General features: G+C 66.7%; 24 protein-coding genes. 9 read left to right on the forward strand and 15 right to left on the reverse strand.

Features of this window, described 5'->3' with window-relative positions; translation table 11 throughout:
- Positions 1-34: 34 nt before the first annotated feature.
- The 6 genes from AB0H61_RS17845 to AB0H61_RS17870 form a co-directional block, all read right to left on the reverse strand.
- On the reverse strand, positions 35-454 hold the full coding sequence (locus tag AB0H61_RS17845) for a VOC family protein (RefSeq protein ID WP_357305383.1): 420 nt from the start codon (positions 452-454) through the stop codon (positions 35-37).
- Positions 455-664: 210 nt separating this feature from the next.
- Positions 665-1,222, reverse strand: coding sequence for a sugar O-acetyltransferase (locus tag AB0H61_RS17850; RefSeq protein ID WP_357305385.1), 558 nt, complete (start codon positions 1,220-1,222; stop codon positions 665-667).
- A 94-nt stretch (positions 1,223-1,316) separates the two neighbouring features.
- Positions 1,317-1,889 carry an ATP/GTP-binding protein gene (locus tag AB0H61_RS17855; RefSeq protein ID WP_357305865.1) on the reverse strand — a complete coding sequence of 191 codons (573 nt, stop codon included), beginning with the start codon at positions 1,887-1,889 and terminating at the stop codon, positions 1,317-1,319.
- A gap of 28 nt (positions 1,890-1,917) precedes the next feature.
- Positions 1,918-2,361: a DUF742 domain-containing protein gene (locus AB0H61_RS17860; protein ID WP_357305387.1), complete on the reverse strand. Its 444-nt coding sequence runs from the start codon at positions 2,359-2,361 to the stop codon at positions 1,918-1,920.
- Positions 2,358-2,795 carry a roadblock/LC7 domain-containing protein gene (locus AB0H61_RS17865; RefSeq protein WP_357305390.1) on the reverse strand — a complete coding sequence of 146 codons (438 nt, stop codon included), beginning with the start codon at positions 2,793-2,795 and terminating at the stop codon, positions 2,358-2,360. Before AB0H61_RS17865 ends, AB0H61_RS17860 begins: the two co-directional genes overlap by 4 nt.
- A gap of 19 nt (positions 2,796-2,814) precedes the next feature.
- Positions 2,815-5,727, reverse strand: coding sequence for a nitrate- and nitrite sensing domain-containing protein (locus tag AB0H61_RS17870; RefSeq protein ID WP_357305393.1), 2,913 nt, complete (start codon positions 5,725-5,727; stop codon positions 2,815-2,817).
- 571 nt (positions 5,728-6,298) lie between these two features.
- Between AB0H61_RS17870 and AB0H61_RS17875 the strand changes: the two genes are divergently transcribed.
- The 6 genes from AB0H61_RS17875 (at position 6,299) to AB0H61_RS17900 (ending at position 10,652) form a co-directional block, all read left to right on the forward strand.
- The gene (locus AB0H61_RS17875; protein WP_357305396.1) at positions 6,299-6,943 is read left to right on the forward strand and encodes a DUF3558 domain-containing protein; all 645 of its coding nucleotides are present in this window, start codon (positions 6,299-6,301) and stop codon (positions 6,941-6,943) included.
- Between the two features lie 18 nt (positions 6,944-6,961).
- Entirely contained in the window at positions 6,962-7,345 is a 384-nt protein-coding gene (locus AB0H61_RS17880) for a hypothetical protein (RefSeq protein WP_357305399.1), read from the forward strand.
- 277 nt (positions 7,346-7,622) lie between these two features.
- On the forward strand, positions 7,623-8,129 hold the full coding sequence (locus tag AB0H61_RS17885) for a DUF3558 domain-containing protein (RefSeq protein WP_357305868.1): 507 nt from the start codon (positions 7,623-7,625) through the stop codon (positions 8,127-8,129).
- Between the two features lie 19 nt (positions 8,130-8,148).
- A complete protein-coding gene (locus AB0H61_RS17890) occupies positions 8,149-8,532 on the forward strand; it encodes a hypothetical protein (RefSeq protein WP_357305402.1) in 384 nt (127 codons plus the stop codon).
- Between the two features lie 4 nt (positions 8,533-8,536).
- Positions 8,537-9,853: a hypothetical protein gene (locus tag AB0H61_RS17895; RefSeq protein ID WP_357305405.1), complete on the forward strand. Its 1,317-nt coding sequence runs from the start codon at positions 8,537-8,539 to the stop codon at positions 9,851-9,853.
- Between the two features lie 25 nt (positions 9,854-9,878).
- Positions 9,879-10,652: an ESX secretion-associated protein EspG gene (locus tag AB0H61_RS17900; protein WP_357305408.1), complete on the forward strand. Its 774-nt coding sequence runs from the start codon at positions 9,879-9,881 to the stop codon at positions 10,650-10,652.
- A gap of 45 nt (positions 10,653-10,697) precedes the next feature.
- On the opposite strand, the gene AB0H61_RS17905 is transcribed toward AB0H61_RS17900, so the two are convergent.
- The 4 genes from AB0H61_RS17905 to AB0H61_RS17920 all read right to left on the reverse strand — a co-directional run bounded on the left by AB0H61_RS17905 (position 10,698) and on the right by AB0H61_RS17920 (position 13,520).
- Positions 10,698-11,717 carry a hypothetical protein gene (locus AB0H61_RS17905; protein ID WP_357305411.1) on the reverse strand — a complete coding sequence of 340 codons (1,020 nt, stop codon included), beginning with the start codon at positions 11,715-11,717 and terminating at the stop codon, positions 10,698-10,700.
- A 42-nt stretch (positions 11,718-11,759) separates the two neighbouring features.
- On the reverse strand, positions 11,760-12,278 hold the full coding sequence (locus tag AB0H61_RS17910) for a hypothetical protein (RefSeq protein WP_357305414.1): 519 nt from the start codon (positions 12,276-12,278) through the stop codon (positions 11,760-11,762).
- Between the two features lie 75 nt (positions 12,279-12,353).
- A complete protein-coding gene (locus AB0H61_RS17915; protein WP_357305417.1) occupies positions 12,354-13,121 on the reverse strand; it encodes an alpha/beta hydrolase in 768 nt (255 codons plus the stop codon).
- A gap of 108 nt (positions 13,122-13,229) precedes the next feature.
- Positions 13,230-13,520 (reverse strand): DUF427 domain-containing protein, encoded by a 291-nt coding sequence (locus AB0H61_RS17920; protein WP_357305420.1) that lies wholly within the window; start codon positions 13,518-13,520, stop codon positions 13,230-13,232.
- Between the two features lie 262 nt (positions 13,521-13,782).
- Between AB0H61_RS17920 and AB0H61_RS17925 the strand changes: the two genes are divergently transcribed.
- Positions 13,783-13,974: a hypothetical protein gene (locus AB0H61_RS17925; protein ID WP_357305423.1), complete on the forward strand. Its 192-nt coding sequence runs from the start codon at positions 13,783-13,785 to the stop codon at positions 13,972-13,974.
- Between the two features lie 114 nt (positions 13,975-14,088).
- Here AB0H61_RS17925 and pheT read toward each other — a convergent pair whose 3' ends face one another.
- The 5 genes from pheT to AB0H61_RS17950 form a co-directional block, all read right to left on the reverse strand.
- Positions 14,089-16,623: a phenylalanine--tRNA ligase subunit beta gene (gene pheT / locus AB0H61_RS17930; RefSeq protein WP_357305425.1), complete on the reverse strand. Its 2,535-nt coding sequence runs from the start codon at positions 16,621-16,623 to the stop codon at positions 14,089-14,091.
- 31 nt (positions 16,624-16,654) lie between these two features.
- On the reverse strand, positions 16,655-17,719 hold the full coding sequence (pheS, locus tag AB0H61_RS17935; RefSeq protein WP_357305427.1) for a phenylalanine--tRNA ligase subunit alpha: 1,065 nt from the start codon (positions 17,717-17,719) through the stop codon (positions 16,655-16,657).
- 633 nt (positions 17,720-18,352) lie between these two features.
- Entirely contained in the window at positions 18,353-18,667 is a 315-nt protein-coding gene (locus tag AB0H61_RS17940; RefSeq protein ID WP_357305430.1) for a type II toxin-antitoxin system PemK/MazF family toxin, read from the reverse strand.
- Positions 18,664-18,918 (reverse strand): hypothetical protein, encoded by a 255-nt coding sequence (locus tag AB0H61_RS17945; protein WP_357305433.1) that lies wholly within the window; start codon positions 18,916-18,918, stop codon positions 18,664-18,666. Before AB0H61_RS17945 ends, AB0H61_RS17940 begins: the two co-directional genes overlap by 4 nt.
- 240 nt (positions 18,919-19,158) lie before the next feature.
- A complete protein-coding gene (locus AB0H61_RS17950; protein WP_357305436.1) occupies positions 19,159-20,583 on the reverse strand; it encodes an MFS transporter in 1,425 nt (474 codons plus the stop codon).
- A 115-nt stretch (positions 20,584-20,698) separates the two neighbouring features.
- On the opposite strand from AB0H61_RS17950, the gene AB0H61_RS17955 reads away from it, so the two are divergent.
- Positions 20,699-21,253, forward strand: a complete 555-nt coding sequence (locus tag AB0H61_RS17955; protein WP_357305439.1) for a TetR/AcrR family transcriptional regulator — start codon at positions 20,699-20,701, stop codon at positions 21,251-21,253.
- Positions 21,250-22,152, forward strand: a complete 903-nt coding sequence (locus AB0H61_RS17960) for an aminoglycoside phosphotransferase family protein (protein WP_357305441.1) — start codon at positions 21,250-21,252, stop codon at positions 22,150-22,152. The genes AB0H61_RS17955 and AB0H61_RS17960 overlap by 4 nt, the downstream gene beginning before the upstream one ends.
- Positions 22,153-22,167 lie beyond the last annotated feature (15 nt).

The raw sequence follows: 22,167 nt of genomic DNA on the forward strand, positions 1-22,167 counted from the left end.
ACGATGGCCGCGGCGGCATGGCTGTCGGCCGGTCTCAGCCGAGCAGCTGCGAGAAGCGCAGGGCATTGCCCCACGGATCGCGGAAACCGCAGTCCCGCACACCGTACGGCTGGCTGATCGGCTCCTGGGTCACCGTGACGCCCGCGTCGCGCAACCGGGCGAAGGTGGCGTCCACGTCCTCGGTGGTGAAGATCAGGGTGCCCTGTGCGCCGCTGGCGAGCCTGCCACGGGCGGCCTCCTGCAGCTCCGGCATCGGGACCATCTCCGGGTGTTCGAGAATGAACTCGATGCCGGGCTGCGCCGCGGGCCCGACGGTCAGCCACCGACCCCCGGCGAACGGCATATCCTGGCGGACCTCCAGGCCGATAACGTCCCGGTAGAACTCCAGGGCCTGTTCCTGGTCGGCGACCAACAGGGACACGTGGGTCAGCGCGAGGTCTTTGCCGATGCTCATGGATTTCTTCTCTCTGTCTCTCAGCCGAGGGGGTCGGTCGTAATGACGGAAGGTCAGCGTCAAACTAATCGGCCTCTTCGGAGAATTCCGAGCGAACCGCGCGGCGATCGGCGATCCGGCCGATGCCGGGCGGGTTCGTTCAGCGGTCCATGACCGGCGACGGCTGCGATACGCCCCGAGGCCGACGGACGACACCGCGGCGATCCGGGTCTACAGCTGCCGGATGACTCTCGCCGGATTACCCGCGGCGAAGACACGGTCGGGCAGGTCCCGGGTGACCACGCTGCCCGCGCCGACGACGGTGTTGTCACCGATGGTGACGCCGGGGCAGACGATGACACCGCCGCCGAACCAGACATTGTCGCCGATGCGGATCGGTGCCGCGGATTCCCAGCGCCGCCTGCGCATCTCGTGATCCTCCATGGGGTGCAACGCGGTCAGCAGCTGGCAGCGGGGACCGATGGAGACGTCGTCGCCGATGCTGATCGGCGCACAGTCCAGCAGGATCGCGTCATAGTTCAGGAAGCTGTTCGCTCCGATCTCGATGAGATAGCCGTAGTCGCATTGGAATCGGGGCATGATCCACGAGCCCTCGCCCAGCTTGCCCAGAAGCTGCCGCAGCACCGTGTCGCGCCGCTCGGTCTCGTCCGGAGCGGTGCGGTTGAACTCGTCGCAGAGGGTCTGGGCCTGCCGCCGCTGCGCGACCAATTCCGGATCACTATCCCGGTACAGCTCCCCGCGCAGCATCCGTTCCTTGTGCTCACCCATGCGGCCAGCGTACGGCGGCGTCGGTCAGCGCTCGGCCGGATGCGGCCGAGCCGCCACACCGATACGGAACCTGTGCGACGGAAGCCACGGGGACTCAGCCCGCCGACCGAACCCTCAGGTGCGGGGCCGAAAGACGATGCAGCAGAACCTGTTCCAGCAGTGCGACCAGCACGTCCTTGACCGACTCACGTTGCCGCGCGTCGCATTCCAGCACCGGGATCCACTCGTCGAGTTCGAGCGCCTCACGCACCTCGTCCAATTCGAAGACCGCCCCGTTCTCGAAGCGGTTGACCACCACCACGAACGGCGTGTTGTGCTCCTCGAAGTAATCCAGCACCGGATAGCAGTCCTCGACCCGGCCGGTGTCCAGCACGATCACCGCACCGAGCGCACCGTCCACCAGGTCGTCCCAGAGGAATACGAAACGGTCCTGGCCGGGAGTCCCGAACAGGTACAGGATCAGCGAGCTATCCAGCGTGATACGGCCGAAGTCGAGCGCGACGGTGGTCTGGGTCTTATCCGCGTGGCCGGGATCGTCGACACCGAGCGCCACTTCGGTCATCGCGGCCTCGGTGACCAGTGGCTCTATTTCGGAGATGGCGCTGATGAAGGTGGTCTTACCGACGCCGAAGCCGCCGCTGATCACGATCTTCACCGACGAAGGAATGGGTTGCTCGGCGGTCGATGTACGCAGTTCAGAGTGCCCGTACAAGGTCCCTGATCCTCTCAATGGCGGCGGTGGACAGTTCAGGGGCATCGCGCACGGTGACGTGGCCTTGGGTTGCGAGGTCGCTCACGATGACCTTCGCGACCCCCACCGGCACCCGCAGCGCGGTCCCGATCTCGGCGATGGAATGCGGTGCCTGACACAGTTGTACGACAGTGCGCTGCTCGAAACGCAGGGGCGCCGAGAGCGCGGCGGGTGGGGCTTGCACCAGGGTTTCGATGCGTAATCCGTCCAGCAGCGGGGTGGTGCGACCCGAGGTCATGACGAAGGGTCGCACGAAGGTTTCGTCGCTGTCGACGGTGGTTTCGGCCGGACGGGCAGGGCCGGGGCGGTTCGGAGCGAACCACCCTTGGGACCGTGCCACCGGGATCATCCGCGGGTCCGGCAGCCGCGGCCGGTCTGGATCTCTCATCTGCGCAACGTCTCTCGCAGTTGGGTGATGAGGGCGGGATCGAGCAGCGCGCCCGCCCGCTCGGCCAGCACCGCCATCTCGTAGCCGACCAGGCCGACATCGCAACCGCCGTCGGCGATGACGCCGAGGCAGCTGCCGTCGCCGAGCGCGGAAACCAGTAGGAAGCCGCGCTTCATCTCGATCATGATCAGCTTCAGGCCGTCGAACGCGTAACTGCGCGAAGCACTTCTGGCCAGACTCGCCAATCCGGAGACCATGGCGGCGAGGCGGTCGCCGTCCGTGCGGTCCAGTCCTTCCGACATGGCGATGAGCAGACCATCGGAGGAGACGGCGACGGTGTCGCGGACGCCGTCGGTGTCGCGGACGAAGTTCGCCAGCAGCCAGTTGAAGGCGTGCGGGTCGGTGTTCGTCGCGGGCTGCAGGTGTGTGGTCACAAACTCCCCTTTGCGGTACTCAGTGATCGAGCGGGTTCTGCGCCAGATCGGTGGCGCGCGTGCCGGATTCGGTGGATCCGGCTACGGCTTGTCGCGTGGGCGACGCGGGTGCGGGTGGCAGAGCGTGCGCGCGCGGCGCGGCCTCCAGCGACAGTGACGTCCGGGAGGGCAACGCCGTCATGGGCGGCAGTGCCGGTGCGGGCACCGGCGGCTGTGCCGATGCCGACCGCGGGGGCTGCGGGAGTGCCGGTGCGGGTGGCGGCATTGCGGGCGACTGTCCATTCGTGGGACCGCCGCGCTGATGCCCGGTGCGGAACGCCGACAGCATGCCGCGCACCTCCTCCGGGGAACGTTCCGGTACGGGAGTATTCGGCGGCCGCGGAGGCATCGGGCGGGCCCCGGCGGCGCTGTCGGCGGATCGACCTCGCTTGTTGCGCTTGACGAGTCCGTTGCGGGTGCGCTGCACGGCGGCGGGTGTGGTGGATTCGGCTGCGGGAGACTCATATTCGGGTACGCGCCACCACATCGACGGAGTAGGGTCGGCGGCGTCCGCTGCGGGGAACGCGAACGAGCCGGTGGGCGCGGCGGCCGAATTCGGTCCGTCGATGCGGTTGGCGGATCCGCCCGGCCCCATCATTGCCCCATCGCGCCCATTTCGCCCGGGATCCTTTGATGTATGGCGGATTTCGTCGCCACGACCTCGGGGCAGCGACTCTCCGGGTGCGCGCCCGATTTGCCCGGTACGGCCGTTGCGCACGGGATCGCCGGAGGCTCTCTCGTCGGTGCGGCCGTAGCCCCCGGTCTCCCCGAGCTTCTCTGCGCGACCGGGGCTGCCCGCCGCGTGCGCGGGTCCCGGACCGGCCCAGCCATTGCGGGCGACATCGACGGGGAGACCGAATCCTTCTCCATCGGGCGCGGAGTGCGCCGGACGATTCCTTCCGGATACGCCATCGAAGGACGGCTCATCGCTCGGGCCGTTCGGGCCGACTTCGGCGGCGCCGGAAACGATTCCGCCATCTGGTTCGGTGAAGCCGAACAGCGATACCTCGTTCCCCTGCGCCGAGGTATTCGCCGATTCGGCGGCACTCCCCTTGCCGCTGTTCTGCTTACCGCGTTCGCCACCGAGGAGTTCCAGTGGTAGCACCAACCTCGCCACGATGCCGCTGACCGGCGAGGTGTTCAGCTCCACGTCCACGTCCAACCGCTGAGCCAGCCGGCCGACGACGTAATGCCCCAGGTATCGCGTCGGCGCGACCAGGAAGTCACGTTCCCCGCGGAGCCGGGCATTGGCCTCGGACAGCTGGCCGGCGGGCATGCCGACACCGTGGTCCACCACCGCGAGCAGATAGCCGCCGGGCAATTTGCGGCCGTAGATCTCCACCTCCAGATCCGGTGGGGAGAAGGCCAATCCGTTCTCGATCAGCTCGGCCAGCATATGCGCGAGCTCGCTGACCACCGCGCCCGTGATCGACACCTCATCGATGCGGCGCAGCACCACTCGGCGGTAATCGTCGACCTCCGACAGACCGGCGCGGATCACGTCGGTGAGCGGGATCGGCTCGGCCCAGCGCCGCGGGCTGGCCTCACCGACCAGTACCAGCAGGCTTTCCGCGTTGCGGCGCATACGGGTAGCGAGATGGTCGAGCTCGAAGAGATTCGACAGCGCCTTCGGATCCAGTTCCTCCCGCTCGAATTCGCTGATCAGACCCAGCTGGCGGCGGACCAGATTCTGGTTGCGCCGGGCCAGATTCGACATCGACTCGGTGCTGTTGCGGCGCATCACCGCCTGTTCCGAGGCAAGTTCGAAGGCGGTGGCCTGCACGCGGTCCAGAGCGCCCGCCACCGCGGCGATTTCGGCGCTCGCGCCCGCCGGTGTGCGCACCGGCGCGGGTGGATCCGGCTGGGTATCGCCAGCGGTATGCCAGGCGGCGATCACCTCGGGCAGGCGGTGGCTCGCGACCTCATCGGCCTCGGCGGCCAGGGTGGCCAGCGGCCGCACAATGGCCCGCAGGCTCGCGACGACCAATGCGACCTCCGCGGCGATGGCGAGCAGCGCGGCGAGCAGGAAGCCGCCGAGGGTGAGCGTGGCGTCCCAGCGCAGTTGCGCGGCGCGGTCACGGACCGCGTCGCCGACCGCCTGCTGCACCGCACGTTCCTCGTCGATGACCGCGGTCATCTGCGACCACCAGGTGACCGGGTCCACCGAGCGCACCAGCGGCCCCACCGTGGACGTGATGGCGACGTTCTCGGATTCGGCCGCCCGCATGGCGTTTTCGCTGCGCAGCGCGGCGTCGAGCAGCGCCTGCTGGTTGGGGGTGGCGTCGCGCGCGAAGGCGGCCAGACCGGCCGTCTTGGCGGCGCGGATATCGAGGAACTGCACGTATTCACCGGGGCCGAATTCGTCGGCCGCGAAAACACCATTGAGGAATCCGCGTTCCTTGGCGGTCTGTTCCTTCGCCTCGCCCAGCGCGTACAGCGCCTGCAGCCCGTGCCGGACCTCGGGGTCGTTCGCCTGATCCAGGCCCAGCCGCAGGTGATTCAACGCGTCGATGCCGTCGGTATAGAACTGGAAGGCGGCGGGGCGAGCGATGCGCCGCGCGTCGATCTGATCGCGGGTCGCGGCCAATGTGGTGAACCGCCCCACCGCGGCGCGCACCTGCGTCGCACCTGGCGCTTCGCCTGCCAGTGCCTGCTCGAGCGCTCGCAATGCCCGGTCGGTATTGCCGCGCTGATCGACCACCGAATTCCGCAGTCGGCCATCGCCGCCGAGCCAGCCATTGCTCAGGCCGCGTTCCCGCTGCACCTCGTGCAGCACGTCCTGCACCGCCAGCGTGAGCGTCACCGCATCCACGGTGTCGCCACTGTGCCGGTAGGTCTGCACCTCGCGGGCGATCGTCACCCCGAGCAGCGCCAGTACCAGGGTCAAGGACACCAATAGAATTCGCGCCAATTGCCCACGAATTGTGCGTGGCCGAACTAAACTTCCTCCAGCAGTGTGATGTGCGCCGTAAGGCTCACTCTGGCTCTGGATATGCGCGGGCGCGACAGTCGTTGTATCGCCGGATATTTCCGGTCCAGAACGTGAACGCACCACCCTGCTCCTCCGAACGCTGGCCGTGACCGCTCCACGGCGAGCGCACGGAAAGTCAGGAGCACGCTCCCACAGGGGCTACCCCTAGTCAATGCGAAAATCGGACAATTCGGACATGCGGGGAGTTTGTATACATGCTGGTAATCAATGGGTTCCGGTGTGTCCATCCGCTCACAGAGCGGCACTGATCCATGTGACTTTTCAACGCTTTTCAATAGGCCCGACAGGTGCAAAGTGAGCACGCGCACACGGGCGTAGGCAATGATGTCGAACGTAGGTTATCGGTGCGGCACGACACACCCGTGAGTACGGGGGAAGCCCTCGAGACGGCGAGTCTGCCGGAAGCCCAGTGCCGATGTTCCAGTGGGACAAGAAACGTCGGGCAGCCAACCTCGAAACTCAGGGTTCGCGTATGACTTCGGCCGCGGGACCGGCACTGTCCGGTACAGTCGCCCCGCATCAAGATCAGCCCCGGTTCGGTCTGATAAAGTCAGGAAATCTGGAGTCATCGCAGGTCGAGAGGGTGGGGATGGCGCACCGATTGAAGTTGATGCTGGTCGCGGCCGCAATCGTGCCCGGCTTGGTCGCATGCGGGGGTTCGACAAGCGGGAATCCGACGGCCAGCACCAGTTCTGCGCCCGTGACGCTGTTCGATCCGTGCACAGGGATTCCCGATGATGCGCTCATCGCAGCGGGAATCAAGCCCTCGACCGAAGAAAGCGGGATCGCAGGAGTACATCAGTCAGGGTGGGAGATCTGCGCCTGGGACGGACCGAAGTACGGGATCACAGTCTTCTCGACCGGACGCACCATGAGCGAATTCGAGAACAAACCGGGCAATGTCCAGTTCCAGGACGTAACGATCGCCAGTCGCAAAGGTCGCCAGTTCCGCATCGAAGGCGCCTCACACGATCTCATGTGTGACGTCGCCTTTCCCGCCGCTCAAGGCGCAGTCACAATCAAGCTGAGCAACCATGCATCCCTCGATAACCCCGAGGAACCATGCGGGCTGTTGCGCCGCGTCGGTGAGTCGATTGTGCCAACTTTGCCGAATTGATTGAAAGAGGGGGAACAAATGAGCGATTCGGAAGTAGCACAATGGCAGAAGTTCGCCGAGCAGGCTAAATCCGGAGAACTGTACTTGGACAGCGAGGAAGCTGCTCGCCAGTGCCTGGACGCATGCGACAAGCGAATCACAGAACTCGACGGCCTGCTCCGCCTCGCTCAGCAGGCGCAGTTCGTCTCCGGTTTCGGCGATTTCAACATGGCCAACGATTTGGTCAAACAGTTCAAGGGCCAGGCCAGCGGTGAGGCCAACTCGATCGACAAGATCATTCTCGAACATATCGAGGTCGTCAAGGATATGGGTGAGATCATGGCGCTCTCGGTGAAGCGCATCTCCGGACAAGACGTCATCAACACCGTGCACTTCAACACCAACACCGGATCGATGGGATAGCCCGTGGCATTCGGAATGTTCAATGGGAGCGGAGTCGTTCTCGGCTCCGCCGTACTCGATGGCCTCGCCGACAATCCGAGCCCGATGTCCTTGTGAGACAAGAACATCGGGCAGACGGCCTCGAAACCTCACGTCCGCTCATGACTTCGACCGCGTGACCAGCGCTGTCCCGCCAGCCGCCCCGCATCAAGATCAGCCCCGGTTCGGTCTGATAAAGTCGGGAAATCTGGAGTCATCGCAGGTCGAGAGGGTGGGGATGGCGCACCGATTGAAGTTGATGCTGGTCGCGGCCGCAATCGCGCCCGGCTTGGTCGCATGCGGGGGTTCGACCAGCGGGAATCCGACAGCCAGCACCAGTTCTGCGCCAGTGAAGCTCTTCGACCCATGCACGCAGATCTCGGATGATGCACTCATCGCTGCAGGAGCGCAGCCAGCATCCAAAGAGACCGGAATCGCCGGAGTGCACCAGTCGGGTTGGGAGATCTGCACTTGGAGGGGGCAGAAGTACTCCCTCGGTATCTTCTCCACGGGCCGAACGGTGGATGAATTCGAACGCAAGGATGGCAACGTCGAGTTCCAGGACGTCGCGATCGCCGGCCGCAATGGTCGCCAATACAAAGTCGAAGGTGCATCCAAAGACCTCCGCTGTGACGTGGTCTTTTCAGCTACTCAGGGCGCACTGCAACTGATGCTCATCAACAACGCAGTCCTGAGGAACCCAGAAGACCCGTGCGTTCTGCTGCGCCGGGCCGGAGAGTCGATAGTCCCAGTTCTACCGAAGTAACAATGGGAGGGGTATTGGTATGAGCGGAGAGGAAGCAGCTCAGTGGCGGCGGTACGCCGATCAAGCTCGGGCTGGTGCGTTGTACCTGGATGACGAAGCTGCGGCACGAGAATGCTTGACAGCCTGCGATAACCGTATTACCGAGCTTCAAGACATGCTCACGTTTGCAAACGCTGCCCAGAGCGTCTCCGGATTCGGAGACTTCAACATGGCCAATGACCTCGTCGGTATGTTCAAGAAGCAAGCGAGCGGCGAGAACAACTCGGTCGACAAGATCATCCTTGAGCACGTCGAAGTCGTGAGAGACATGGGCGAGATCATGGCACTCTCGGTCAAGCGCATAACCGGCCAGGACGTCACGAACACGGTGCACTTCAACACCAACACCGGATCGATGGGATAGCACCATGGCATTCGGTATGTTCAATTGGAGCGCAGGTGATCTCGGCTCCGCGATGCTCGAGACGATGACGAACTGGATCGCGGGCGAGGAGCGCAAGTCGGGAGTTGATCCCGCGTCGGTCCAGAACCAGTACAACCAGCAGCGCAACGATGTCCGCAGCAAGGTTTCGAATATCGGATTCCAGGGCGAGTACCGACCTCATTCGGTGAACGGCCAGGACGACTTCGACAAGCCATCGACCAAAGAGCTGCGCGACAAGGTCGACAAGATCGATATCACCGCCGTCGACAATCTCGCGAACGCGTGGACGCAGATCGGTACCCGCGCCGAGACCTCGTTGACCAACTTCACCAACGCCATGAAGCGCGCCACAGACGAAGGCATTTGGAGCGGTGCCTCGCGCAATGCGGTTGCCAAGGCCGTCAGCGACTACGGCACCGAAGCGGTGCAGCTGGCCAACGCCGCCAAGCTAACTGCCAACAAAGTACTCGAGCTCAAGACCGGCCTGGAGCCCACCAAGGCTCTGGTCCCCCACGCTCCGGAACTGCGCTCGAATGTCGAGAATGCACGGCATTGGATCGCGGGCCGCGGGTGGCGAAACAATGACGAGGCGGAGAACACCGCTCACGCCGAAGCCGTGCGCGTATTGAAGACGGTCTACGCCCCGGTTATCAAGGAGTCCGACACCAACGTCCCGGTCATCCCCAAGCCGACGAACCCGACTTCGAACAACCCGACCGACGAGCCCACCGGCGGTACCCCGACACCGTCGTCGAGCAAGAATCCGTCCACGAACCAACCGTCGAACCAGCCCACCGATACGGATCCGCAGAACCAGAATCCGTCCGAGAATCCGAGTACAAATCCGCAGAGCACGCAGCAGGATTCATCGACTTCACCGCAGTCGACGAGTACCGGTTCGCAGCAGCAGAACAGTAAGACGGATTCGCCCGCGACCAATCCCGCCGGGACGAATCCGTCCTCGGCCAACCCGAGTTCGGGCACACCGCGTTCGGGCACCCCGCGCAGCGGGAGTCCCGGTTCCGGCAGTCCGGGTTCCGGCAGTCCGTCCGCGGGCCGTTCGGTGGCGGCTTCCCCGGTGGCCGCTGGTGTGTCGGCGGGCTCCGGGACGAGTGCGTCCGCGGCGAACGCGGGCCGTAATGGCATGGGCGGTATGGGCTCACCCGGTTCCCGTGGTGGCGGCAAGGACGACGAATCCACCAAGGGCATACCCGATTATCTGATCAACCAGCAGAACGGCGAGGAGCTCACCGGCCTCGACTCGATGCCGGGCACCGTGCCGCCGGTCATCGGCGAGTGAGCACAGAGAACGACAGGAACATCGCATGACAGCCCTGCGGCGGTGGCGTTTCACCGCGCTCGAATTCCGGGTGCTCTGGGAGTCCACCGGACGGGATGTGCTCCCCTATCCCCTTCGACACCGCTCCACCTGTGAGTATCAGGAGGATTTCGACCGCCTGCGGCGGGCCGCCGCGCAGGTGGTGGTTCCGCAACTCGATGAGGATCTGGTGCGGGCCGTCGAGGTGCTGCTGATGCCGGAGGCACGGGTGGAGGTCGCCGGATTCCTCGGCCCCCGCCAGGAGCGGAAGATCCGCGCGCACGGCGGCGCGCATTTCCAGCATGCCGCGGTCGCCGTGCAGGAGCCGGGCCCCGATCACGATCACGGCGGGGATGTGGAACTGCTGTTCCTGAACGCCGAGGATCTCGCGCCGGTGGTGGTCGGGGTACTGCCGGAATGCCGTGCGGGACAGGGTAAGCCGATGCAGGTCCCGGTCGAGGAGTTGGAGAAGCCGCCGCCGGTGGTGCGGGATGCGTGGCGGCCGACGGTGCGCGAGGAGTTCGACAAGTTCTTCCGTCGCCCCACCTCGGCCAGCACCCACGTCGGGGTGTATCCGCTGGGCAGTGTCGACAATCGGCATATCAAGGGCCGCAAGGACTTCCAGATCACCGATTTCGAGAACGACGGCCGGTACGTGAGTTTCGGCAGTCGCATGGTCATCGTGAAGCCGACCGACCTCCAGCGCATTACGGCGACGATGCGGGAAATGATCAACCGCACCGTCGAAGAGGTGCGCAACGGCGAGCACCAGCTACGCTGAGATGTCGCCGCGGCCCGGTCGGATGCCGCGGCGACCGAAAGCCGGTCAGCCGGCGAGGATCGCGAGCACCGAGTCCGAGGTGTAGAACGGCGCCAACCGTTCCCGGATCAGCTCGGCCAGCACGCCGTTCTTCTTGGCGCCCTCGATCACGGCGGGTCCGTAGCGCAGGATCTCGGTGGCGATATCCTCGCCGGACAGCCCGAGTTCCGGCAGCATGGCGGCGAGGGTGTAATCGCCGTACTTCTGGTAGAACACCTCGACGCACTCGTCGACGAGCAGACCGAAGTACTCCTTCTCGCGGGTGGTGACCGCGATCTCGTAGCAGATCAGCACCAGTTCGTTGAGGTCCTTCTGGGTCAGGTACTCACGCAGGCCGCTGACCGGCTCGTCGGCGTGCAGGTCCCAGAACTCCATGGCGGCCGAGTGCACGGGGGCATCGCGGAGCATTTCGCGAATGGCGTTATTAGTGCGCTTGAGCGCGAACAGAGCACCTTTGCCCGCGAGATCCCCGACGAAGGTGCCGTCGGCGACCTTCTTGGCGCGATTGGCGGCGGACTGGCCCAGCGACATGAGCGAGGAGACGCCCGGGATCTTCTCGGCGCGTTCCCGGTTGGCGGCCATGAAGTCGTTGATCAGCTTGTCCACGAACTTCGAGGCGACGGTGGCGACCAGCGGGCTCTCGGTGAGCCGGTCCAGGATGCGCTCCTGGGCCTGGTGCATGCCGAAGATCTTCTCCAGCAGCGCTTCGACCGGTTCCCGTTCCACCACTTGGCCGAGGGTGTATTCGTTGTTCTCGGCGATATTGTCGTAGATCGAATCCGCGAAGACGCCCACCATATCGGCGATGACGGGACTGCCACCGATCAGATCGATGATGATGCGGACCGTCTGTTTGGCCTGGTCGAGCTCGACGATATCGCGGAAGACCAGGGTGTCGGCGACCCCGATCACGGCCTCGACATCGCGGCCGATCACCTCCGTGAACCGGTCGCCGGTTACCTCCGCAAGCAGGAATTCCACCTGGGCATCGAGTAGCCGTTCGGCGATCTCACGCGGCTCGCTCATCGAGTTCCACCCATATCTCTCATCCGGTGCGCCGGGGTCGGATTACGGATCGCGCGTGTCGGCATCGTTGCCGTGCAACGATTTCCGTATCTCATCCAGTCGCTTGCGCGCGGCCTTCTCGCGCGCCTGAAATTGTTCGTCGGCACTGCGGCCCGCCGGGGTCTGCCGGTCGAGTTCGCCCATCCCCTGGGCGGTTCCGAAGCGCTGCTCGACCTTATCGCGAACAGACTCGAAGCTCGGCACTCCGGACGGCGAATATCCGCCGATCGTGGGCGTCGTCGGCATACCAACCGGCGGTACCGGTACCGCGGGTACCGGAATACCCGTTCCGACCTGCCCCGATGTACCGCCACCCTGCCTCGGTTCATGCGTCGCCGACTCCGCGGTGGTGGGACTCACATCGGTCAGGGATTCCGCATGACCGACCCCCGCCAGCTCATCGAGAGCGTTGCGCAGCGGCCACAGGGCGGGCCGACCGGCCACCACGGACCGCAGGAACGCCACCAATTCGCTGTCCGACAGCACCGCCAGCCGCGCGGTGAGGTCACTGTTATCACTCATAGAGCCAGGCTACGCAGCCCGGACGGGGGCCGCGGCCCGCCACAAGAAGCGCTGTCGCCCCACCCGATCGGCCGATCAGGTCTTCAGCACTCCCCGGGCCCACTCGCTCACCAATTTCATCCACGCCGACCCGGCGACGGCGATGAGGTCGTTGTGACCGGCTCCGCGGAACACCTCGAGATGCTTCGGCTCCGGCGCGGCCGCGTAGAGGCGTTGGGCGTGCCGCAGTGGGAGCAGTTCGTCCTGGTCGCCGTGCATGATGAGGACCGGGGCGGTCAACGTGCGTATCCGGCGCAGGTTGGGATAGGCGTCGGGGATCAGCGGGCCGGGCAGAAACGGGTAGACCGACCGGGCCGCATCGCGGAGTCCGGTGAAGGTGGACATCAGCATCAGGCCCGCGGGCGGATGCTCGGTGCACAGTTCCAGCATGACGCCACCGCCGAGCGACTTCCCCAGATACAGCACGCGCTCGGGGTCCACACCCGGCTGTTCGAGCAGCGTCTGCCGAGCCGCCCGCGCATCGAGGTAGGTGCCGTGCTCGGTGGGCCGCCCGGTGCTGCGGCCGTATCCCCGGTAATCGAACGCGAGCACATCGAATCCGAGCTCGGTGAGCAGCGCGAAGATCGGCACCCGATCCCCGATGGTGCCCGCATTGCCGTGTGCGAACAGGATGTGCCCGATGGAGCGCGGCGCGGGCATCCACCAGCCGTGCACCGTCTCACCATCCGAGGTGCGAATGGACAGATCGGTGTAGGCCATGCCGAGGATGGCGGGCGTCTGCAGGATCTGCCGATCCGGCATGAACGTCAGCGCATTGAGTATCGGGCCTGCCGGGTGTCGCATGCCCTCGTTCATACTCGACATCGGGTTCGTACGACACCGCGCCACCCCGATTCGCGCAAGCGACGCGGCCGGGGCCGCTCACAGCCCCGGCGGACCAGCCTCCGGGATCTAGTTTTCTACGACGTCGACGCCACGCCAGAAGGCCACCCGGTCACGGATCTGCTCGGCCTCGGGCTTCGGCTCCGGGTAATACCAGGCGGCGTCGGCGTTCGTCCGGTCGTCGACGGTAATGCTGTAGTAGGAGGCGGTGCCCTTCCACGGACACACCGTGTGGGTGTCGCTCACCGCGAAGTACTCCTTGTTGATCGCCTCCGCCGGGAAGTAGTGGTTGCCTTCCACCACCACCGTGTCATCACTCTCGGCCAGGACCACGTCGTTCCATACTGCTCGTACGCTCATCGGACCTCCAATGTCGTCGTGACAGCCGCATCGATCACGCTACCGGCGCGTGCGCGGCCGCCGAGCTCACCGGAACCAACAGGGGCCATCATCCGCGCATTCCCGATCCGGCCGGACGCAGTTGTGACAGAGCGGTATTCGCCCGCCGAAGCGAATAGCGCCCCAGGCCGCAGGGCTGCACGACGATCACCTCTCGTGGCCGACATTCTGCGCAGACTGCGGACCCTGCTCGACACCGTGGAAAACCACCGACGCGGATTCGATGAGGCGGGAACTCGACGGCTTCACCGCCATCCTCGAATCGCATTTCCAGTGGGAGGAGCGCAGAATCACCCGGGCGCTCGACGAGCTGGAGGATCGGACGCATACCGGCGAACAGCTCTTCGGTATCACCCTCTCGCGACCCGGATCACACGGCGCACGCTGTCAATTCGCGATAGGGCAGCCGGTGTGACGGCGCGGGATGATCGTGTGCCCTGTCCCCGGCGCGACCGAATCCGACGCAGACGATCCGGAAAAGCCGATGCCCCCACCGTTCGGCGGGGGCATCGGCTCGGCGTATCCGGAACTATCCGCGCAGCACCGCACCGACGGATTCGGCGGCCGCCGCGACGGCGGCATCGCGGGCCGCACTGGCCTCGTCCTCGGTGAGAGTGCGGTCGGCGGCGCGGAAGCGCAGGGCGTAGGTGAGGGATTTGCGGCCCTCACCCGCCTGGGCGCCCTCGTAGACGTCGAACAGTGCGATGTCCTCGAGTAGTTCGCCGCCACCGGTGCGCAGCGCCGTCTCGACCGAGGTGGCCGGCACGGACTTCTCGACGCTCACCGATACGTCCTGCAGCACCGCCGGGAACGGCGAAACCACCGGGACCGGTCGGGATTCCACCAGCGGCAGCGCGTCCAGGTCGAGTTCGACGGCGCAGGTGCGCGGCGGCAGCCCCGCGCGCTCGAGCACCGCCGGATGCAGTTCACCCGCGTGACCGACGACCACACCGTCGACCAGCAGTTCGGCGCAGCGACCCGGATGCCACGGCAGGTGGGCCGCGGCCCGGCGCTCGATGGTCACGCCCGCCGCGTCGGCGACCGCGTCCGCGAGGGCGAACGCGTCGGCGGCCTCGGCCTGCCTGCCCTGGCCCCACGGTCCGCGCGGTTCGCGGCGACCCGTCAGCACGGCCGCGACATGCACCGGCTGTGCGGGCAGCGAGTCGAGCAGTTCGGTGATCTGCTCGTCGGAAGGACGGCGATCCACCGACAACACGTCGACCGGCCGGGTGTTCGGGCCGGGCAGCACGACCTGCGCGATGCCGTAGATGGTGAGGTCGCGGGCGCCGCGCGAGATATTGCGGACGGCCACCTCCAGCAGGCCGGGCAGCAGCGTGGTGGCCAGTTCGGCGCGCTCCACATCGAGCGGGTTCAGCACCCGGGTGGTGTTGCGACGCGGATCGTCGGCGTCCAGACCCCAGACGTCGAAGACGTCGGCTGCCAGGAACGGCGGCGCGGGCACCTCGACCGCTCCGGTGAAGGCCAGCGCCCGGCTGACCGCGCGACGACGGCGCTGCAATGCGGTGAGCCCGCGCCCGGCCGGGGCGGTCGGCAGCACCGACGGAATCTGCTCGAGCCCCTCCAGCCGCAGCACCTCCTCCACCAGGTCGGCGGGCTGCGCCAGATCCGGCCGCCAGCTCGGCGGGGTGACCACGAGCTGGCCGTGTCCGGTCCGCTCGTCGACGGAAACCTCGACGGTACAACCGATCTGAGCCAGGCGACGGGCCGAGGTGCCGGTCGGGTACACGACTCCGGCGACCCGGTCTGCCAAGTCGATGTCGATACGGATCGGCTCGGCGGCAGGCACCGGGACCCGCATATCGGTGAGTTCGGATTCGATGGTGCCACCGGCGATTTCGGCCAGCAGGGTGGCGGCACGATCCAGCGCGGCCACATTGATCTCGGGGTCGACGACCCGCTCGTAACGCTTGCCCGCCTCGGAGACCAGCTTATGCCTGCGCGCGGTGCGGTAGATCAGCAGCGGGTTCCAGGTCGCGGCCTCGAGCACCACATCCGTGGTCCCCGCGCCGACCTCGGTGGTCGCGCCGCCCATCACACCGGCCAGCGAGATGACGCCGGAATCGTCGGCGATGATCACATCCTCGCTGTCCAGCACCCGCTCGACCTCGTCGAGGGTGCGCAGCGTCTCACCCTTGTTGGCCGTGCGCACCACCAGGCCGCCGTTCAGCTTGGCGGCGTCGAAGGCGTGCAGCGGCTGGCCGAGTTCGAGCATGACGTAGTTGGTCACGTCGACGGCCGGGGAGATCGGGCGTACGCCAGCCAGCAGGAGGCGACGCTGCAGCCACCAGGGGCTCACCGCGTTCGGGTCGATACCGGTGACCCGTCGCACCGCGAAGCGGGTGCATTTGGACGCCGGTTCCAGCTTGACCGACCAGGCGTCCTTCTCGTCCTGCGGCAGGGTCCGCACCGCGGGGTCGGCGTACTCCAGGTCGAAGCCGCAGGCCAGTTCGCGGGCCAGGCCGCGGACCGAGAAGCAGTAGCCGCGGTCCGGGGTGATGTTCAGCTCGATGACGGTGTCGTCCAGGCCGAGCAGCTCATTCGCATCGGTGCCCGGCTCGGCGGTGCCCGGCTCCAGCACGAGGATGCCGCTGTGGTCCTTGCCGATGCCGAGTTCGGCGACCGAACAGATCATGCCGTTGGATACATGGCCGTAGGTCTTGCGCGAGGAGATCGCGAAGCCGCCGGGCAGGACACCACCCGGCAGCACCACGACGACCAGATCGCCGACGGCGAAGTTGCTGGCGCCACAGACGATCTCCTGCAAGTCCGCGGTGTCCGATCCCCCCTCGCTGCGCTCGCCCCGGCCGACATCGACCTTGCAGAACCGGATCGGCTTCTTGAATTCGGTCAGCTCGGTGATTTCCGCGACCCGGCCGACCACCAAGGGCTTATCGATATCACCGGTCACCGGGTGGAGCTTGTCGACCTCCTCGACCTCCAGGCCGACGCGGACGAACCCGGCATCCAGTTCCTCGGGCGTCACCGACCACCCGGGGGTGGTGCGCTGGATGATGTCGGTCAGCCAGGACTGCGCTACTCGCACTTGACGTTTCGCTCTCTCGATCGAAGGAGGGTCAGGACCGGATACCGAAGGGCAGCGTGAACCGCGCGTCGCCCTCGACGATGTCCCGCATGTCCGGGATGCCATTGCGGAACTGGAGGGTCCGCTCCAGCCCCATACCGAACGCGAACCCGCTGTACACCTCGGGATCGATCCCGCTGGCGATCAGCACCTTCGGGTTCACCATGCCGCAGCCGCCCCACTCGACCCAGCCCGCGCCGCCCTTCTTGTCCGGGAACCACACGTCGACCTCGGCGGAGGGCTCGGTGAACGGGAAGTAGTTCGGGCGCATACGGGTGCGCGTCTCCGGGCCGAACAAGGCGCGCGCGAAGGCGTCGAGGGTGCCGCGCAGGTGCGCCATGGTCAGGCCCTTGTCCACGGCCAGGCCCTCGACCTGGGAGAAGACCGGAGTGTGCGTGGCGTCCAGCTCGTCGGTGCGGAAGGTACGGCCCGGGCACACCACGTAGATGGGCAGGTCGCGCTCCAGCATCGACCGCACCTGCACCGGAGAGGTGTGGGTGCGCAGCACCTGACGCGAACCCTCCGGCGCGATATGGAAGGTGTCCTGCATGGTGCGGGCCGGGTGATCCGGGAGGAAGTTGAGCGCGTCGAAGTTGAAGTGCTCGGTTTCCACCTCGGGTCCCTCGGCCACCTCCCAGCCCATCCCGACGAAGACGTCGGCGATCTGCTCGGAAATGACCGTGATCGGATGCCGGGCGCCGACCGACTGCCGCCGCGCGGGCAGCGTCACATCGATCGCCTCGGCCACCAGCACCGCCGCGTCGCGCTCGGCGAGCAGTACCGTGCGCCGCGCCTCGAACGCCTCCGAGACGCGCGCCCTGGCCACATTCACCCGCTTGCCCGCATCGGCCTTCTCCGACTTCGGCAGGCTGCCCAGCGCCCGCTGCGCCAGTGCCAGCGGCGCCTTACCGCCGAGATGCTCGGTCTTGGCGACCGCGAGCGCATCCAGATCGGTGGCGGCAGCGAACGCCTTCTCGGCCGCCGCCGCGGCAGCGGCCAGCGACTCCTCGGTCAGCGCGGCAGTCTGCTCGGCTGCGTCATTCGTGTCGTCGGCCACGATCGTTCGTCTCTCCCCTGGGGATCGGTTCACGGGGTTCGGCTCGGTGCCGGCCCACATTGCTGCTGGTGGAATCCTATGGGATGCGACATATCAGATTCACATGGATTACCCCGCGGTCCCGCCGCCGAGGCTGTATCAGCGCGGATGACCGGTGGTGAAGTCGCCGCATCCCCGGCCCGGACTGCTGGCATCCGCCCTGGACACCCGCGGTATTCCGCCATATCCACCATGCACCGCGCTCGCGCCGGTGAGCCCCGAGGATCTGGCTCCGCGCACCACGGTCGACCGAATTGGAACCAGCTACCTGGCTGCATTTCGCCAATCGCACGCAATCCGGGTACGGCGCCGTCGGCGGCCACCTGTACCCGGCCGAAACCAGGCTGCTGTTCGAACCGAACCACCTCGACGCCCTTCTCCGCGGCCGGTCCCGGTCGGCCCCGCTGAGAGCGATTACCGAGGTCGGTACCGAGACCCGGACCGGTCACCCGCTCAACGGCGACCTCGGAACCCGCCTGCGGCTGATCTCACCGACTATTCGTCGTGCACCGCCTCGACGAGGTCGTCACTCTCCGCGAGACGGAGACCGAGGCCGCCCGGCGGGAGCGCGGGCTCTGCGTTGGGTAGGACCACTCAGCGGGCGCCGCGCAGGACGCGGCAGCTCGCGTCCACCACGCGGCGGGTGAGGTCCGGGTCCAGTACGTCGAAGCGCTCCCCCACGTGGGTGCGGGGCAGCCACAGCAGGCGGTCGGCCAGTGCCACACCGAACGGGGTCTCCACCGCTGTACCGAAAGGTGTTGCCCGGAAACGGGTTCCGGTCTCGATCTCGACCACCGCCACGGTCGGGCCCGCGGCGTGGTTGTACTCGTCACTCGACACGATGAGATACAGCTCGCGTGCGCCCGTCAGCGGTGAAGGCTCGGAGATGTAGACGTCGCCCTGCTTCACGCCGCCCCGCTGGAGTGATCCTGCTTCCACCGTGACAGGCCGTCGCGCACGGCGCGCGATTTCCGGGACAGGCGATCGGGATCCTCGGCCTCGGCCAGCATGCGAGCGTGGTCGGCGAACTCCCGGCGCAGCACTTCCGCCTCGATCGCCCGCGTGGCGAAGGCCGTGAGCGTGATGCCCTCACGGTCGGCGACCTGCTTGGCCGCCTCGACGAGCTCACACGGGAGCCGCATATTGACCGGTTTCGTCACGTCATCCACGGTACAACCGCAGACACAGAATGTACGGACAATGTGCTTTACAGTTGCGCGCACAGGTCGACCCCTGCGAGTACATCGAGCGCGGTGGCCGGACCCGATCTCGACCCCGGTGCGGCAAATCCTCGGCGACGACCACCATCGGCCATGCCACCGATGGGCGGAGATCGGCGGATAGTCACACGATCGGCCGCGCGGGTCCGGTCGGCGAACCCGGACGACCGCGGCGCGAGATCAGTGACCCGGGTCGATCCGGCTCGGCAGCAGCAGCGAGACCACGGCGCCTACGGCGACGATGGCCGCGCCCACCCACATCGCGGGGACGAGACCGTCAACGTAGGACTGCGCTGACATGTAGGAGCCGTGCGAGGCGAAAACCGAGGCCAGGACCGCGACGCCCATGGCGACACCGACCTCACGGATGGTGCTGTTGGTACCCGATGCCATGGCGCGATCTTCGGGGGCGGCACTGGCCATGACAACGGTCGAGCCCGGCGCGAAGGTGAGGCCCATACCGATGCCACCGAGCAGGAACGGGCCGACGAAGGCGGCATAGCCGACATCGATGGTCGTGATGGCGGCCATCCAGGCCAGGGCTACGGCCAGCAGCCCTTGACCGGTGGTGAGCAGGCTGCGGGCGCCGACACGGTCGACGACGAGGCCGGCGATCGGGGCGACGACCATGGGCGCCAGGGTCCAGGGCATGGTTCGGATTCCGGCTTCGAGCGGGTTGTAGCCCTGCACGACCTGGAAGTACTGGGCCAGCAGGAAGATCGAGCCGAAAACGCCGACCGAGAAGGTGAATCCGGTGGTATTGCTGACCCGGAAGGCGCGGGAGCGGAACAGGCGCAGCGGCAGCATGGGATGCGGGGTACGCAGTTCCCAGAAGATCAGCGCCGCAAGCAGTGTCGCGCCGCCGATGAAGGAGCCGAGCACACCGGCCGAGGTCCAGCCGTCCTCGGCGCCGTGGATTACGCCCCACACCGGCGCGAGTACACCACCGGCCGCGAACACCAACCCGAGCGGATCGAGTCGCCTACTGCCGCCGAAGGATTCGTCGAGCATCCGGACCGCGAACGGCAGCGCGAGCAGGCCGATGGGCACATTCACCCAGAAGATCCACTGCCAATTCAGGCCTTCCACCACCGCACCGCCGACCAGCGGGCCGACCGCGACGCCGAGGCCGGAGATACCGCCCCAGATGCCGATGGCGGCGCTGCGCATCCGTTCCGGCACCGCGGCCGAGAGCAGCGTCAGCGACAGCGGCATGACGCCTGCCGCGCCGAGTCCCTGAATTGCCCTGGCGGCGATCAGCATCCATGGCTCGGTGGCGAGGGCGCAGGCGGCCGAGGCGAGGGTGAACAGTGCGATGCCCGCCAGGAAGACGCGGCGGCGGCCGAGCCGGTCGCCGATGGCGGCGGCGGTGAGCAATAGCGACGCGAAGGAGAGCGTGTAGGCGTTCACGAACCACTGCAGATCGCTCAGCGAGGCGCCGAGCTCGGTGCGAATGATCGGCAACGCATTCGTGACCACGAGGTTGTCGAGCGTCACCATGAACATCGGGATGCCGACGGCGGCCAGTACCGCGGCGAGCGGGCGCCGCTTCGATGCCGTCGGTGCGACCGCGGCGGTGGCCCCGGGGTCGAGGATTTCGGTCATGTCCAGCCTTTGTTGTTATTCACTGATAACTATTGGCTCGAAGAGTATGCATTGACTGATAACATGTCAAAGGCCCAGCGAGAGGAGCACCATGGCGGGCTCGACCCGATCCCGGATGACCGCAACCGAACGCAGCGCCGAGGTGCTGACCGCGGCCGTTGCCGCCTTCGCCGAATCCGGTTACGCCGCAACGAAAACCGATGACATCGCGCGGAGCGCGGGGGTATCCCAGCCCTATGTCATTCGCCTCTTCGGCACCAAACAGCAACTCTTCCTGTCCGCCGTCCATCGGGTCTGCGATCGGATCGAGGCGATCTTCCGGGAGGCGGCTCACGACATTCCGCCGGACACGCCGCCGGACGAGGCATTCCGCATACTCGGCGGCGGCTACCGGGTCTTCCTGTCCGAACGCGAGCTCCTGCTGGTCCTCATGCACGGCTTCGCCGCCAGCGCCGACCCGGTCATCGGCGACGAGGTGCGCGACCGTTTCGGACGCATCTACGCACTGATCCGCGAACTGACCGGCGTCTCGACCACCGACGCCCGCCGCTTCCTGTCCACCGGCATGTTGCTCACCGTCATGACCGCCATGCAGGTCGCCGGGCCCAACGCCGTCCCAACCGCGTGGGCCACTGAAATCCTCGACGACCTGAGAGCGGTCGGCGATTGACGATATTCGAGCCCGCCGCGATAGACGCGCGCCTGGCGCAAGGGCTCGTCGCCCGGCAATTCCCGCGCTTGGCGCACCTCCCGGTCGTCCCAGTGTCCCGCCAGGGTGTCGACAATCGAACCTTTCGCCTCGGCGATCGCCTGTCGGTGCGGCTGCCGGCCGGGGACCGGTACGCACTGGCGGTCGAGAAGGAACACCGGTGGCTGCCTCGTTTGGCGCCCGGTCTGCCACTGCCCATCCCGCAACCGGTCGCCCAGGGCATGCCTGCCCGGGAATACCCGTACCCGTGGTCGATCTACCGATGGCTCGACGGCAGCCCGGTCACCGACACCGCCGTCTGCGACCGAATCGCGTTCGCCACCGCGCTGGGTGAATTCCTGGCCGCGCTCCGGCGTCAAGACCCGGCCGATGCGCCACTCCCAGGCCCGCACAGCTGGTTTCGCGGTGCCCCGGTATCCACCTACGCCGCGGAAACCCATCGCGCCCTCGACGCCCTCGGGGTCGAAATCAACCGCGCCGATGTCGAACGAGTGTGGGACGACGCGCAACGATCGACCTGGACCGGCGCGCCCGTGTGGTTCCACGGCGATATCGCCACCGGCAATCTGCTGGTCGAGCACGGACGGCTCAGCGCGGTCATCGATTTCGGGACGTGCGGTGTCGGCGACCCCGCCTGCGATACGACCATCGCCTGGACTTACCTCGCCGACGACAGTCGCGCCGCATTCCGCGCGGCGCTCGGAGTCGATGCCGCGACCTGGTCGCGCGGTCGCGGGTGGGTCGTATGGAAGACGCTGATCACGCTTGTCGGAGAGCTCGAACGCGACGACCGGTCCGGGGCCCGCCGGTCCCGCGCGGTCCTCGATCGTGTGGTGGCTGAGCACCGAGGCGACCGCTGACTTCAGGGCTGGCAG

This window comes from Nocardia sp. NPDC050710, from assembly GCF_040654375.1.
Taxonomy (GTDB): Bacteria; Actinomycetota; Actinomycetes; order Mycobacteriales; family Mycobacteriaceae; genus Nocardia.

Coding starts and splice junctions, on each gene's coding strand:
- AB0H61_RS17845 (WP_357305383.1), bottom strand. CDS start 454: ATGAGCATCGGCAAAGACCTCGCGCTGACCCACGTGTCCCTGTTGGTC.
- AB0H61_RS17850 (WP_357305385.1), bottom strand. CDS start 1,222: ATGGGTGAGCACAAGGAACGGATGCTGCGCGGGGAGCTGTACCGGGAT.
- AB0H61_RS17860 (WP_357305387.1), bottom strand. CDS start 2,361: ATGAGAGATCCAGACCGGCCGCGGCTGCCGGACCCGCGGATGATCCCG.
- AB0H61_RS17875 (WP_357305396.1), top strand. CDS start 6,299: ATGACTTCGGCCGCGGGACCGGCACTGTCCGGTACAGTCGCCCCGCAT.
- AB0H61_RS17880 (WP_357305399.1), top strand. CDS start 6,962: ATGAGCGATTCGGAAGTAGCACAATGGCAGAAGTTCGCCGAGCAGGCT.
- AB0H61_RS17885 (WP_357305868.1), top strand. CDS start 7,623: ATGCTGGTCGCGGCCGCAATCGCGCCCGGCTTGGTCGCATGCGGGGGT.
- AB0H61_RS17890 (WP_357305402.1), top strand. CDS start 8,149: ATGAGCGGAGAGGAAGCAGCTCAGTGGCGGCGGTACGCCGATCAAGCT.
- AB0H61_RS17895 (WP_357305405.1), top strand. CDS start 8,537: ATGGCATTCGGTATGTTCAATTGGAGCGCAGGTGATCTCGGCTCCGCG.
- AB0H61_RS17900 (WP_357305408.1), top strand. CDS start 9,879: ATGACAGCCCTGCGGCGGTGGCGTTTCACCGCGCTCGAATTCCGGGTG.
- AB0H61_RS17905 (WP_357305411.1), bottom strand. CDS start 11,717: ATGAGCGAGCCGCGTGAGATCGCCGAACGGCTACTCGATGCCCAGGTG.
- AB0H61_RS17910 (WP_357305414.1), bottom strand. CDS start 12,278: ATGAGTGATAACAGTGACCTCACCGCGCGGCTGGCGGTGCTGTCGGAC.
- AB0H61_RS17915 (WP_357305417.1), bottom strand. CDS start 13,121: ATGCGACACCCGGCAGGCCCGATACTCAATGCGCTGACGTTCATGCCG.
- AB0H61_RS17920 (WP_357305420.1), bottom strand. CDS start 13,520: ATGAGCGTACGAGCAGTATGGAACGACGTGGTCCTGGCCGAGAGTGAT.
- AB0H61_RS17925 (WP_357305423.1), top strand. CDS start 13,783: ATGAGGCGGGAACTCGACGGCTTCACCGCCATCCTCGAATCGCATTTC.
- AB0H61_RS17950 (WP_357305436.1), bottom strand. CDS start 20,583: ATGACCGAAATCCTCGACCCCGGGGCCACCGCCGCGGTCGCACCGACG.
- AB0H61_RS17955 (WP_357305439.1), top strand. CDS start 20,699: ATGACCGCAACCGAACGCAGCGCCGAGGTGCTGACCGCGGCCGTTGCC.